Below are 12991 nucleotides of genomic sequence, written 5' to 3'. Positions count from 1 at the left end.
TCCACACGCCGCGAGCCGATCGGTGACGAATATCCCGCCTACGCCGCCGCCGGATGAACCCGAACCGCCGGCGCCGAACGAGCCTGAACCGCACGTCGAGTCAGAACCTGCGGAAGCGGAGCCGCCGCGCGCGCCCGAGCCGGTTCACGAGCCTGAATCCCATGTCGAAACCGACACGGCGGACTTCGGCGCGTCGCCGCCGAGCGAGCCTCCGCGCGAAGCTGAACCGGTTCACGCACCGGAGCCGTATGGAGAGCCCGCGAGCGCGGACTTCGGAGCGTTGCCGCCAAGCGACTCGCCGTACGCGGCTGAACCGGTTGGCGAGCCTGAGCCGTATGTCGAAGCGGAGGCCGCCGACTTCGGAACACCGCCGCCGAGCGAGCCTCCGTACGAGCCGGCCTACGAGTCCGAGCCGCCGCCCCCGCCGCCGCCGCAGCGCGGCTTCGATCGGCGCACCATCCTGATTGCGATCGCGGCGGTCGCCCTCGTGCTGATCGTCATCGCCGTCACGCTCTACACCAACCGCCGCCCAGGCGAGCCGCTGATCCCGGTCGAAACGCCGACCACCGCCGCCGTCGAAGACGAGGAATGGCCCGGCCTCTCCGAACTTGACCGCCTGCATGTGCGCCCGGAGCGGATCGCCCGTCCCGTGCTCGGTCCGGCCATGTCGATGACGATCCTCTCCGGCTACGCCGATCTCGAGTTCACCGTCGGCGCCGACGGCAGAGCCTCCGACATCCGCGTCGTCCGGGAAAGCGCGGAGGACATCGGCTATGGCGCCGAAGCGGTGCGCCTCGTGCGCGGCGCGCTCTGGCCCACCGATTGGCGCGGCCGCACCGCGCCCTATCCCGCGCGCTATCGCGTGATCTTTCCGCCGGGCCGCGCCGGCCGCGAGATCGCGCCGCTCGCGATCGCGAGTCCCATCCTCACGCCTGAAATCCTTGCGCTCCGCCGCAACGTCGTCGTCACCTTGCACGTGCGCGTGTCGCCCGAAGGCCTCGTCGAAAGCGCGCAGGTGATCGAAAGCGACGTCGAGAACGCCGCCGTCGCCGCCGAGGCGATGCGCGTCGCGTTGAGCGCGCGCTATCCGCCTAATCCGGGCGCGGCATACGAAACCCAACTCGTCGTTCATTTCGACGTGCTCGGCGCGCTACAGGGCCAGCAGCCGCAAGGCCCGACGGTGTCGCTCTCCGAAGTGCCGTTCACGCAGCGCCCGAGCGGAAGCGACTTCGCCCGCCATTATCCGCGCCGCGCCCTGAGCGCCGGCATAGAAGGCCGCGTCACGCTCGACTGCACCGTGCGCAGCAATCTGCGGCTCAACTGCGCCGTCGCCTCCGAAGACCCGCCGGGCGCCGGCTTCGGCCAAGCCGCGCTGCGCATCGCCCGTCAATTCCGCGCCGCCCGCCAATTCCCCGACGGGCGTCCCACCGTCGGCGCACACGTCAGCATGCCAATGCTGTTCCAGGTGGAGTAAACGGTGACCCGCCAATGAAGCGCCTCGGACCCGAGATCGATCAGGCGGCGGTCTCCGCGGCAGCGCGCCGCAAATTGGCCGAACGAGTGCGGCCCTGGTACGATCGCGCGACAGCCGCCGCCGCTCCGCTGGGTCTGACGGCCCTGCTCATCGCGCTCTTCCTGAAGCGGCGCGAGATCCTGGCTCTGTTTCAATGAGTGAACCCGCGTGCGCGTGGCGACCCCGGAGAGATTCGAACTCCCGACCGTGTCCTTAGGACGGACCTGCTCTATCCAGCTGAGCTACGGGGCCTCGGGCGCAACAGCTAAGGACTTGCGCCGGCTCCCGCAACCGCTCAGTCACCGATCCGGCCGCCGCCGCCGCGTGGCCGGTCGCGTTGAGATTGCCGACCCTGGTATTATCCTTCGGCGACAGATGCGTGACAGCCGCTGAGCGCGGCTTTGAGTGTGGCGATGTCGCGCAGCTTGGCTTCGAACGGGCCCCAGTCGTCGCGCTCGGCGATGGCGGCCCAGACCCGCTCGACCTCTTCGATCACCATGCTGACCGGCTGGGGCTGCTGGTAATAGGGATGCGCCAGCAACGCCGCCGCATTGCCGCGGGTGCGCGCTTCGAACCCCGCGCGCACCGGCGCGAACGCGTCCGCCGCATAGAGCGCCGCCTGCGGGCTTTGCCGCGCGCGCTCCGCACTGGCGGCGCCGCAATGCCAATCGTGGAAGAACTGATCCCAGCCCGCTTGGCTCTCGGTCAGCCAGCTGAACATGTCGGAGAGGAACGAGATGTCCGCGCCGAGATCGCCTTCGGTCAGTTTGAGCCTGCCGAACAAGTAGCCCCGCAGGCCCCGCTGAGAGGCGGGCGCGAACCGCGCCAGCTCTGCTTCCAGCAAGGCCGGCGCACAGGCCAAGGTCAGCGCCCCGCCCAGTTGCGACAGCGCCCAAGACACCGCCTCCGGCTGGCGGCCGAAAGCATAGAGTCCCGTCTCGTCGAAATAGGCCGCCGTGAAGCTCGGATCGCTGGTCGGCAGGAAACGCCACGGACCATAGTCGAAGCTTTCGCCGGTGACGTTCAGATTGTCGGTGTTCAACACGCCGTGGACGAATCCGGCGCCCATCCAGCTCGCCGCCAGCCGCGCGCTCGCTTCGACGATCTCGCCGTACATCGCCGCCGCCCGCGCCTCGCCGGCGAGACCGAGGTGCTGTGGGTAATACGCGGCGCAGACATGCTCGATCAGCTGATGCGCGAGATCCGGCCGCTCGAAGAAGGCGAGGCGCTGGAACGTGCCGAACCGGATGTGGCTGTGCGAGAGCCGCACCAGAACGGAAGAGCGCGTCGGCGAGGGCTCGTCGCCGCGCACGAGCTGCTCTCCGGTCTCGTAGAGCGAGAACGCCTTCGAGGTGTTGACGCTGAGCGCCTCCAACATCTCGGCGGCCAGAATCTCGCGCACGCCGCCCTTGAGCGTCAGCCGCCCATCGCCGAAGCGCGAATACGGCGTCTGCCCCGAGCCCTTGGTGCCGAAGTCGAGCAGCCGGCCGGCGTCGTCGCGCAGCTGCGCATGGAGAAAACCGCGCCCGTCGCCGATCTCGGGATTGTACGAGCGGAACTGATGGCCGTGATAACGCATCGCCAGCGGCTGGCGCATATTGTCCGGCAGCGGCTCGAAGCGTGCGAAGTGCGCCGTCCACTCCTCGGCGCTCAGCTCGCCCAGTCCCAAGCGCTCGGCCCAGGCCTGATTTCGCCTCCGCAAAATGTGTTCGGGAAAACGCGCCGGCGCCACGGGATCGGCGAATTCCGGCCCGAGTTTCTCGAACAACGGATCGGGTCGATAACTGGCCGAAACAGGCATGTGATCTAACTAGTTTAGCGAGGGCGAACGGTTAGGGCGCTTGTCACGCGACGGACCGTGACGCGCTCCGGCGAATGTGGCAATGAACCCCAAGAGCGTGCTGGGGACGACGCGGAGGTACGTGAACAGATGTCGATGCGCGGAGTCTGGCTAGCCAGCGCATCCTTCGCCCTTCTCGCCCTTGTCGCATGCGGCCGCGGCGGCGACGGCGCCAAGACTGAACAGAGCTCGGCGGAGAACATCGCCGTGGCGCTTGACGTGTGCGCCAATGGCGGCGACGCACTCTGCGAGAACCAGGCGCTCGCGCGACTCGAGAGCGCCGCGCACGAGGCGCTGGTGGCCGAGTCCTCCGCCATCTCGGACGCGGGCGCCGCGTTGCTGGTGCAGAACCAGAACCGCTGGCGCGAAGCCGCGCGGGTCATCTGCGGCCTCGGCGGTCCCGACGCCGAGCCGAATGCCGAACAGCAAAGCTGCCTCGAAGACCGTTTCCGCGCCCGCGCCCAAGAAGTGCGCCAAGCGGTGCAGGAGGTTGGCGGCTACACTTTCCAGCGCATGGAGCTGGTCGACGCCGCGCCCGTGAGCGCAGCGATGGCCGCGTCGAGCGGCCTCGGCGAGGAGGCGCCGAACGCGATCGTGCGCGAGATCCGCTTCCCCCGCATCGACGGGCGCCAGACTCCGGCGATCCAGCGCTTCAACGATCTCGTCGCCCAGCAGCCGCAATTCCGGCTCGAGGAAGCGACCAACGAAACGGTCGACTATCGCATCGCCTTCGCCGGCCCCGAACTCATCTCGGTGCGCTTCGACATGGCGTCCGACACGCTCGGCGCGGCGCACGGCAACAACACGTCTAAGGCCGTCACCGTGCTGATGGAGGAGGGCCGCGCGCTCGTCGCAGGCGATGTTTTCCGCGAAGGTTCGGGCTGGGAGAACTTCCTCACGCAGCGCGCCGTGTCCGAGATCGCCCGCCAATTCCGCGAAGATGGCTTCACCCCGCCCGAACGTGACGTGCGTGAAAGCGTGACCAAGCCGCATCTGTGGCTGATCACAGAAGAAGGGCTCACGCTGCTGTTCCCGCCGTATTCGTTCGGTGCGCCTTACGTTATGGGCGGCACGGAAGTGTCGATCCCGTGGGCGGACCTGCGCGCCTATCTCAATCCCGCCGCGCCCGCGCCAATTCGCCCGAGCGCTTGATCACGGCGCCGAGAAGTAGCCGTACCACAGCACCAGCAACACGAGGCGCGGCGCGAAGGCAGAGCCGCTGACGCTGGCTAACGCGCTCGCGATCAACGCCGCCGCTGCGCCCGTCCCGACTGCGAGGCCGAGCGTGTCCAGCGCCGGGGCCCGCACGAGCGCCGGCAACGCCAACAATGTCGTCCACCCCGCGCCAGCAGCGACGAAAGCAGCGCGCCGCGCCATCGGCGCGAACGGCGCCGTCTTCGTCAGCCTAAGCAGGCCGCGCGCTTCGCTGCGTCCGGCGTGTGCGCTGAGCGCGAAGGCAAGCAGCAGCAATGCTGCGGGGCTAGCCATGTGACGGAAATCCACCAGCGCGCTGGCGACCGCGATGCTCGCGGCAAGTAGCCAGAACGCGCGCCCTGAGCCGATCAGCTTGAACTCGGCGCCGACGAGGTTGAGCCAAGCCAAGCTGGCGCGGCGGGCGGGCGGCGCATCGGCGATCGCTCGCGGCGGCGGGCCTGCGGCGAGCCACGTCGTCAAGCGTCCCGGCTTGCCGCGGCGCCGGCGCGTGAGGTGAGGGCGATAGATCAATCCCGCCAGCGCCGCGATGGCGACCGCGATTGCCGCCCACGCCCAACGCGACGCGATGTAGCCCGGCGATAACAGTCCCGCCATCACATCGAGTTGCACATGGCCCGGCTCAACGTCCGCGCCGCCGATGGCGAAGTCGCCAGGCTCTCCCGGCGCGCCATACTGCAGCGGTGTCACGAAGCCCGCGAAGTCCACCATATTGGTCGCGAAGCTGGGCGACTGTCCTTGAGTCGCGGCCGGCACGGCGATACTGGCGATCCACAGTACGAAATAGAGAAAGTCGCCGAAGCCGCTGCGCAATAGCGGCCGCGCGTCGAATAGGACGCGCAATGCCGCCAGCCCCATCAGGGCTGGGGCAGCGACCAGCCAAAGCGCAAAGGCGATTTCGGCCAGATTGAATGGCCGCGGCGGCACAAGCAGCCAGCCCAGAAACCATCCCGCCACCGTCAAAGCCGCCAGCATCGCCAGCAGCACCAGCACATCCGCGCCGAAGCGGCCTAACGCGATGGCGACGCGCGAAGCCGGAGTGATCTCCTCGATCTGCCAAGGTTGCCGGCGCGTCGTGTTCGAGCGCAGGTAGAGCCAAGCGATCGGCAGCATCAAGGTGGAGACGACGATGCCGAGCGAGACGCCGAGGAAGGGCGACGTCATTTCGGGGAGCTGATTGCCAATGGCGATGATGACGCCGGTCCCGTCGATCGGCAGCATGTAGCGTGCGCCGATCGGAGCGATGAGCAGCAGGAGCCAAAGACCCCAGCTGCGCCGGTAGCGCGCCAGCGACGTCGCCAGCGAAGAGCGCATGACGGTGGTCATGAGGAGTGCGCCACCATGCCGGCTTCGACGCGGAGCACGGCGATGGCGCTCGGCGCCAGCTCATCGGCCAAGTGCGTCGTCATCACTACGATCGCATCGCGCGCGCGCTCGAGAAGCAGCGCGCCGAGCTTGCGCGCGGTTTCCGCGTCAAGTTCCGCCGTCGGCTCGTCCAGCGCCAACACGCGCCGCGCCCCGAGCAGGGCCTGCGCGAAGATCAGGCGCCGGCGCATGCCGCCAGAGAAGCTTGCGATGCGGTTGTTGATGTCGGCGTGCAGTCCTATTGCGTCGGTAATTGCGCCGAACTGCTTGTCTGCGGCCCTCAGTGAAAGTCCTTTGAGCGCGGCCATGTGCATGGCGAACTCACGCGCCGTCAGATCTTCCGGCAAATCGACCGCCTGCGGCGCATAGCCGAGCGTAGTGCGAAGCTTGCCGCGCGCAGCCGGCAGGCGCGCCCCGTTCCAGAGAATGTCGCCGCGAGTGGGTTTCTCCACCGTCGCGATCATGCGCAACAAAGTCGATTTGCCGGCGCCGCTCGGCCCAGTAAGCAGCGTGAGCCCCGGCGTAAACGTGTGCGAGACCTCAGCTAGCACGCTCTTGCGGCCATAGTTCTTGCTAATCCCTCGCAGCTCGAGAGACACGTCGCCGCCTGACTTCACCACGCCCGCCTCCAATTCCTGGTAAGGGATGCCCGCGGCCCCCGCATCGGATGCGCACGCGGAGACCATGTCGCGCTTCCCTTATTGGGTCGATGGGCTAACCAGGGCGACATGACGCCACGTTCCGCTTCGCTCGCCGCGCTCGTTGGCGTCGTGCTGATCGGCATGACGGGCTTTGGCGTGTTCCTGCCGATCTTTCCGTTCCTTGCGCTCGAACTCGATGCGACGGCGACGACCACCACCATCGCCATGGGCGCATATTCGTTTGGCCAGCTGATCGCCTCGCCGTTCTGGGGCCGCTTGAGCGACCGCGTCGGCAGGAAGCCGATCCTGATCACCGGACTCATCGGCGGCGTGATCTCGTATCTGTGGATCGCCAACGCGAACAGCGTGTTCGAACTCGGCGCCGCGCGTCTGTTCGGCGGGCTGATGGCCGGCAATGTCGGCGCAGCGTTCGCCGCCGCGGCCGATCTCGCCGACGCCAAGACACGCGCCCGCAACATGGGCCTGCTCGGCGCGGCTGTGGGTTTCGGCTTTATCGCCGGACCTGCGCTTGGGGCGCTGCTGATCGGCGAAACCGCAGACCGCGGGGGATTCGCACTGGTCTGCTACGCCTCGGCCGCGCTCGCGGCGCTGGCGACTCTGGCGGCGCTTCTGCTTTTCCGCGAAACGCTCGCGCCGGAATCGCGCACACAGAAGGGCGGCGAGCGCCCGCGCCGCATCGGCATGCTGATGACGCGGCCGGCGCTCACGCGATTCATCGCGGTGATGTTCCTCGTCATCGCTGCGCAGGCGTTGATGGAAACGACGTTCGGACTCTGGGCCGGCGTCGAGTTGCGATGGGGCCCGCGCGAAGTTGGCTGGACGCTGGCTGCGCTCGGCGCCGGCGCGGTCGTTCTGCAGGGCGGCGGCGCGGGCGCGGCGGCGCGCGCGTTCGGCGAGCGCCTCACCTTATTGATCGGACTTGCGTTGTTCGCCGCGGGTTTCGGCGGCCTCGCCGTCAGCCACGAAGTCGCGACAATGGCGGCTTCGCTGACGGCGCTCACCATCGGCATCGGCCTCGCGACGCCCGCGCTCAATTCGCTGATCGCCGCTCAAGCGGCGGAGAAGGAACGCGGCGCCGTGATGGGCCTCTCGCAATCGGCGTCCGCGCTCGGCCGCGTTGCCGGCCCGCTCGGCGCGGGCGCCTTGTTCGATACGCTCGGTTCAGGCGCACCCTTCGCGGCTGCGGCGTTGCTGATCCTCGCGGCGCTGTTTGTAGCCTTGGGTGAGCCCGCGCGCGAAGCAACTCCGCTGCCCTAAGCGATCATTCCTCGTACTTGCGCCAAACGCCGTCACGATCGCGCACTTCAATCCCACCCTCGCCCTCCCGCACGCTCGGGCTCGCTAGAGGCGCCTTGCCGTGGCCGCCGGGGATGTCGAGCACGTAAGTGGGCTGGGCGATGCCGGAGGCGCGTTGGTGCAGCTCTCGCGCCAGCTCTTGGCCGCGCCCGATCGAGCAGCGGAAGTGCGAGGTGCCGGGCGCTTTGTCGAGGTGGTGCAGGTAATACGGCTTCACCCGCGCCTCGACCAGGCCGCGCATCAACGCCTCGAGCGCTTCGACGCTGTCGTTCACGCCCTTCAGCAGCACCGTCTGCGACAGCATCGGCACGCCGGAATCGACGATCCGCGCAATCGCCGCGCGCGCGTGGTCTGTGAGTTCGCGCACATGATTGGAATGCAGCACCACATACGTCGTTGAGCCGGCGCCTCGCAGCGCGTCGACCAAGTCCGGCGTCACCCGAAGCGGGTCGACCACCGGCACGCGGGTATGCCAGCGGATGATCTTGACGTGATCGATCGCCGCCAGGCGCTCGGTGATGTCGCGCACGCGACGCGCCGAAAGCAGGAAAGGATCACCGCCGGTGAGGATCACTTCCCAGATGCCCGGCTGCGCCTCGATGTAGCCGAGCGCGGCATCAAGCTCCCCGCCCGTCAACGTGCCGTCGCCGTCCGGCCCCACCATCTCGCGCCGGAAGCAGAAGCGGCAGTAGACCGGGCACACGTGCACCAGCTTCAGCAGGCACCGGTCCGGATAGCGGTGCACGACGCCTTTCACTGGCGTATGCGCGTCATCGCCGATCGGATCGCTCAGTTCGTCCGGAGCGATCTCGAGCTCGCGCGCGTCCGGACGAAACTGCGCCGCGATTGGATCGCACGCATCGGCAGGATCGATCAGCGCCTCCATCGCCGGCGTGATCGCGACGGCGTAGCGCGCCGCGACCTCGGCCAGCGGATCGTCATCTGTTGCGATTTTCGGCGCTTGCACCGCGCTAAACTCCAAAAGCGTTCGCATACCGCACGCGGCCGCCAGCTTTCAGCACGTCGGGCCGAAGCTCTAGCGCCATGAAGTGCGGACCCGAGAACGGAGCTTCCAACGATTCGGCCGCCGCCGCCGAGAAGCCGAACTGTGGATAATAGTCCGCGTGCCCCAGCACAATGATGGCGGCGCACCCGAGCGCAGCGCAGCGCGCATTGCCGGCGCCGATAAGAGCCTTGCCGATCCCGCCTCTTTGAAACGCCGGAAGGACGGAGACCGGGGCGAGCGCGGCTGCGTTCAAGTTTCCGGAAGGGCGTTCGATCGTGAGCCGCGAATAGAGAACGTGCCCCTGCAGCGCGATTTCGCTCGCCGCGACCAGCTCCACCACCACATGGCCTTCGGCGCGCAGCTGGTCTACGAGGTTCGCCTCGTCCTCCTGCCCGAAGGCTTGGCGGACGATCTGTCGGATGGCGGGATAGTCGTTTGGTGTAGCGTCGCGGACCATCAATAAATCTGCTCTTCGACACCGTCAGCTCGAAGCAAATAGACCTTCTTCAGGTTTGCGTGGAAGGCGTACTCGTCTTCGAGCCAGTTAAGAATATCCTTCGTTGGCTCAGAACTATCGAGCACAATCTCGCGGACAATCGTCTCGCCGCGCACGCTGAGATGGAGGCGGTATCGAGTCTCTGTCATTGCGGCGTCCACAGCACGTCGTTGATGTGCCGCGCGCCCGTCGCCAGCATCACGACGCGGTCGAAGCCCATGGCGACGCCGCTTGCCGGCGGCATGTGCGCCAGCGCGGCGAGGAAATCTTCGTCGATCGGCCAGCGTTGCCCGTAGCGTTTCTCCTTTTCATCCATCGCTTCGATCAGCCGCCGCCGCTGCTCGACCGGATCGGTCAGTTCGCCAAAGCCGTTCGCCAGTTCGACGCCGCAGGAGTACAGCTCAAACCGTTCCGCCACGCTCGGGTCGCGCGGCGAGCGTCGCGCCAGCGCCGCTTCGCTGATCGGGTATTCCGTTAGCAAAGTGAGCGCGCCGTCGCCGAGCTGCGGCTCGACGTGCTGCACCAGCGCCGCCGAGAACGCGTCGCTGTCGGCCGGCATCGGCACGGGGCTGAGCTGTGCGAATGCATCGCGCACGCTGATGCGTTCCGCCGCCGTGAACGGATCGCAGCTGCGCTTACGCCAAGTCAGCGCCGACGCGTTCGCCGCGCGGGCGGCGACGCGCACGACCTCAATGCAATCGTCCATGATCTCTTCGTACGGCGCGCCGGCGCGATACCATTCGATCATGGTGAACTCCGGCGCATGCAGCGGCCCGGCCTCGCCCTTCCGCCAGCATTTGCCGAGATAGAAAATGCGGCGCTCGCCTGCCGCGAGCAGCCGCTTCATCGCGAACTCGGGGCTGGTGTGCAGATAACCGCCGTCGGCCGCGACCGCCTCGATATGCGTTTCCGCGCCGGGCGAGGGGACGACGAGGTTCGGCTCCACTTCGGTGAAGCCGTTGCGCTCGAACCATCCACGTACCGTCCGCAGAATTGCGGTTCGTGCGGCCAGAAAGAGCCGGCGGTCGGCATGGCGCGACCTTTCCCAATACGCGCTCATCCCCCGTCCCCTTGCGGGGCGGGGGCAGGGGGTGGGGGGCGTTCAAACGCGAAGGCGCCGGAGCGTTGGCCGCGCCCCCCCTCCGCCCGCTGCGCGGGCGCCTCCCCCGCAAGGGGGGAGGCTTCAGCGCCCCGCTTTCCCCGCGCGTCAAACCCGGCTAGAGAAACCCGCAATTCCGGTCCTTTCGATCGATTTCAGGCCCGCCGGCCGATGAACGAGGCCGGCGGCGGCAAGTGAGGTTTACGTGGTCAAAGTCATCGCCAGCGACGTCCGCAAAGGCAACGTGCTCGAGCACGAGGACGGCAAGCTCTATGTCGTCATGAGCCACGAAACCTTCCGTCCGGGCAAGGGCACGCCGACGACCACGATCGTCATGCGTCGCATCGTCGACGGCGTGAAGACGACCGAGACCTACAAGACCACCGACGCGCTCGAAAAGGCGTTCGTCGAGCAGATCAAGCACACCTATCTTTATGACGACGGCGACGCCGGTCTCGTTTTCATGAATCCGAACACCTACGAGCAGGTGCATCTCTCGCGCGACATGGTTGGCGATTCCATCGCCTACCTGCAGCCGGAAATGGTCGTCGATCTCACCATGTTCGAAGGCCAGGCGCTGTCGATCGAGCTGCCGCCGCGCATCGTGGCGAAGATCGAGAGCACGGAACCTGTGGTGAAGGGGCAAACCGCTTCGTCCTCGTACAAGCCGGCCATGCTCGATATCGGCGTCAAAACCATGGTGCCGCCGCATATCGAAGCCGGCACGCGCGTTGTCATCTCGACCGAGGACGGTTCGTACGTCGAGCGGGCGAAGGATTGATGCTCACCCGCCGCCTGACGCTCGCCGGCGGCCTCGCGCTCGCAGCCTGCGGCACGCGCGGCGATATCGATCAGGCGCAGCGCACCGAGAACTATCTCGCCGTGCTGGAGCGCCGGCTTGGGCCTGGCGCGCGACTTGGCGTCGCCGCGCTCGACACGGCGAACGGCAACCGCATCGGCTATCGCGCCGAAGAGCGCTTCGCCATGGCCTCGACCTTCAAGTGGCTGCTCGCGGCCGCTGCGCTCGAACGGCTCGATCACAGTGAGCGCATCGCTTACGCGCAGAGCGATCTTGTGGCCTATTCGCCGGTCACCGAAACGCGGATGGCCGAAGGCATGACGGTGTCGGAGATTGCTGAAGCCGCGGTCACGGTCAGCGACAACACCGCGGCGAATCTGCTGCTGCGTCAACTCGATGGGCCGGACGGCTTTACCGTGTGGCTGCGCCAGAACGTCGATGCGGTAACGCGGCTCGACCGTTGGGAGCCCGGGCTCAACGAGAACGCGCCGAACGACGAACGCGATACGACGACGCCGCTGGCGCAGGCGAACGCGCTGAACCGTTTGTTGGTCGGCGACTCTTTGCGCCGCGCCAATCGCGAAACGCTGCGCAGCTGGATGATCGCCTCGACCACCGGCCGTGAACGCATTCGCGCCGGGCTGCCGGACGACTGGCGCGTCGGCGACAAGACCGGGACCGGCATGAACGGCGCCCACAACGACGTCGCCATTGCCTGGGCGCCGAAGGGCGATGCGGTCCTGATCGCCGTCTATCAGGACGGCGGAAACGCCGACGCCGAGACGCGCAACGGCGTTCATCGCGAAGTCGGCGCTTTGATCGCCGATTGGGTCTGACATGGCCTGGTTTCGCGTGTTCGCCTGCGGCGAAAATTTTCCTGTCGACATTGAAGGCGAAGTGATCCTCTGCGGTTTCTACACCACGCGCTATGTCGAGGCGGCGAGCGCGTCCGAAGCGGAAACCATCGCCTCTGAGCTGCTGTTCGACGATCCCGATCTTGAGACGCCGCGCGGCTATGAAGACCTCGAAGAGCAGGCCAGCATCCGTTTCGAGGAAGTCGAGCAGGTGGCCGAGCCGATCGACATCGACGAGAATTTCTCCTTCTTCCCGATGGAGGAGGACGAGGAGGACTAGAGATGGCCAAAGCGAAGTCCGCCACCATCTATCACAACCCGAAATGCTCCACGTCGCGCCAAGTGCTGGAGATGATCGAGGCGAAGGGCGCGAAGCCGGAGATCGTCGAGTATCTCAAGACCGGCTGGACCAAGCCGCAGCTGAAGGCGCTGTTCGCCGCCGCCGGCGTGACGCCGCGCCAGGCGCTGCGCACGAAAGCCGCCGAAGCCGAGACGCTGGGCCTGCTCGATCCCAAAGTCAGCGACGCCAAGCTGCTCGACGCGATGGTGCAGCATCCGGTGCTGGTCGAGCGCCCCTTCGTCACGACCGACAAAGGCACGCGCCTCTGCAGGCCGAAAGAGACCGTGCAAGAGCTGCTCTAGGCGCAGCTCCGGCGATGCCTTAAACAGCCCGAGTCGGTTGCTCATCCGAGCACCATGAGGGAACGCGGTGAAAATCCGCGGCTGCGCCCGCAGCTGTAAGCGGCGAGCTCGAGGCCATAGCCACTGCGCGTCAAGCGCGGGAAGGGGCCGAAAAGCAAGGACCCGCGAAGCCAGAAGACCTGCCGACACAGAGCCTTGGCCCGGGAT

15 protein-coding genes, 1 tRNA gene and 1 riboswitch are annotated in these 12991 nt (G+C 67.2%); of the genes, 8 read left to right on the top strand and 8 right to left on the bottom strand.

Annotated elements, in window-relative coordinates:
• The first annotated feature begins 22 nt into the window (after positions 1-22).
• Positions 23-1474 (top strand): TonB family protein, encoded by a 1452-nt coding sequence (locus tag VEA80_RS14405; RefSeq protein ID WP_325061455.1) that lies wholly within the window; start codon positions 23-25, stop codon positions 1472-1474.
• A gap of 14 nt (positions 1475-1488) precedes the next feature.
• Complete coding sequence (locus VEA80_RS14400; protein WP_325061454.1) at positions 1489-1671, top strand: hypothetical protein; 183 nt, start codon at positions 1489-1491, stop codon at positions 1669-1671.
• Between the two features lie 17 nt (positions 1672-1688).
• On the opposite strand, the gene VEA80_RS14395 is transcribed toward VEA80_RS14400, so the two are convergent.
• Positions 1689-1765, bottom strand: a tRNA-Arg gene (locus VEA80_RS14395).
• Between the two features lie 106 nt (positions 1766-1871).
• A complete protein-coding gene (locus VEA80_RS14390; protein ID WP_325061453.1) occupies positions 1872-3314 on the bottom strand; it encodes a protein adenylyltransferase SelO family protein in 1443 nt (480 codons plus the stop codon).
• Between the two features lie 135 nt (positions 3315-3449).
• Between VEA80_RS14390 and VEA80_RS14385 the strand changes: the two genes are divergently transcribed.
• On the top strand, positions 3450-4505 hold the full coding sequence (locus VEA80_RS14385) for an RsiV family protein (RefSeq protein WP_325061452.1): 1056 nt from the start codon (positions 3450-3452) through the stop codon (positions 4503-4505).
• On the opposite strand, the gene VEA80_RS14380 is transcribed toward VEA80_RS14385, so the two are convergent.
• A complete protein-coding gene (locus tag VEA80_RS14380) occupies positions 4506-5891 on the bottom strand; it encodes a hypothetical protein (protein ID WP_325061451.1) in 1386 nt (461 codons plus the stop codon).
• On the bottom strand, positions 5888-6616 hold the full coding sequence (locus VEA80_RS14375; protein WP_325061450.1) for an ATP-binding cassette domain-containing protein: 729 nt from the start codon (positions 6614-6616) through the stop codon (positions 5888-5890). The genes VEA80_RS14380 and VEA80_RS14375 overlap by 4 nt, the downstream gene beginning before the upstream one ends.
• 42 nt (positions 6617-6658) lie before the next feature.
• Here VEA80_RS14375 and VEA80_RS14370 point away from each other — a divergent pair, with 42 nt between their 5' ends.
• Positions 6659-7849, top strand: a complete 1191-nt coding sequence (locus VEA80_RS14370; RefSeq protein WP_325061449.1) for an MFS transporter — start codon at positions 6659-6661, stop codon at positions 7847-7849.
• A 4-nt stretch (positions 7850-7853) separates the two neighbouring features.
• Here the strand turns inward: VEA80_RS14370 and VEA80_RS14365 are convergent, their stop codons facing one another.
• The 4 genes from VEA80_RS14365 to epmA are packed head-to-tail and all read right to left on the bottom strand — an operon-like array spanning position 7854 to position 10450.
• The gene (locus tag VEA80_RS14365; protein WP_349257260.1) at positions 7854-8882 is read right to left on the bottom strand and encodes a lysine-2,3-aminomutase-like protein; all 1029 of its coding nucleotides are present in this window, start codon (positions 8880-8882) and stop codon (positions 7854-7856) included.
• On the bottom strand, positions 8860-9351 hold the full coding sequence (locus VEA80_RS14360) for an N-acetyltransferase (protein WP_325061447.1): 492 nt from the start codon (positions 9349-9351) through the stop codon (positions 8860-8862). Before VEA80_RS14360 ends, VEA80_RS14365 begins: the two co-directional genes overlap by 23 nt.
• The gene (locus VEA80_RS14355) at positions 9351-9539 is read right to left on the bottom strand and encodes a hypothetical protein (protein ID WP_325061446.1); all 189 of its coding nucleotides are present in this window, start codon (positions 9537-9539) and stop codon (positions 9351-9353) included. Before VEA80_RS14355 ends, VEA80_RS14360 begins: the two co-directional genes overlap by 1 nt.
• Complete coding sequence (gene epmA, locus VEA80_RS14350) at positions 9536-10450, bottom strand: EF-P lysine aminoacylase EpmA (RefSeq protein ID WP_325061445.1); 915 nt, start codon at positions 10448-10450, stop codon at positions 9536-9538. Before epmA ends, VEA80_RS14355 begins: the two co-directional genes overlap by 4 nt.
• 244 nt (positions 10451-10694) lie before the next feature.
• Between epmA and efp the strand changes: the two genes are divergently transcribed.
• From efp to arsC, 4 genes are read left to right on the top strand one after another with little or no spacing between them, the layout of a single operon-like run.
• A complete protein-coding gene (gene efp / locus VEA80_RS14345; protein ID WP_325061444.1) occupies positions 10695-11270 on the top strand; it encodes an elongation factor P in 576 nt (191 codons plus the stop codon).
• Entirely contained in the window at positions 11270-12124 is an 855-nt protein-coding gene (gene bla, locus VEA80_RS14340; RefSeq protein WP_325061443.1) for a class A beta-lactamase, read from the top strand. Before efp ends, bla begins: the two co-directional genes overlap by 1 nt.
• A 1-nt stretch (position 12125) precedes the next feature.
• The gene (locus VEA80_RS14335; RefSeq protein WP_325061442.1) at positions 12126-12422 is read left to right on the top strand and encodes a hypothetical protein; all 297 of its coding nucleotides are present in this window, start codon (positions 12126-12128) and stop codon (positions 12420-12422) included.
• 2 nt (positions 12423-12424) lie between these two features.
• Positions 12425-12784, top strand: coding sequence for an arsenate reductase (glutaredoxin) (gene arsC / locus VEA80_RS14330; RefSeq protein ID WP_325061441.1), 360 nt, complete (start codon positions 12425-12427; stop codon positions 12782-12784).
• Positions 12785-12802: 18 nt separating this feature from the next.
• Positions 12803-12985: riboswitch (cobalamin riboswitch) on the top strand.
• Positions 12986-12991 lie beyond the last annotated feature (6 nt).

It is taken from the genome of Vitreimonas sp., from assembly GCF_035627415.1.
GTDB lineage: Bacteria > Pseudomonadota > Alphaproteobacteria > Caulobacterales > Aquidulcibacteraceae > Vitreimonas.
This window is presented reverse-complemented; position numbering and strand designations above follow the sequence as displayed.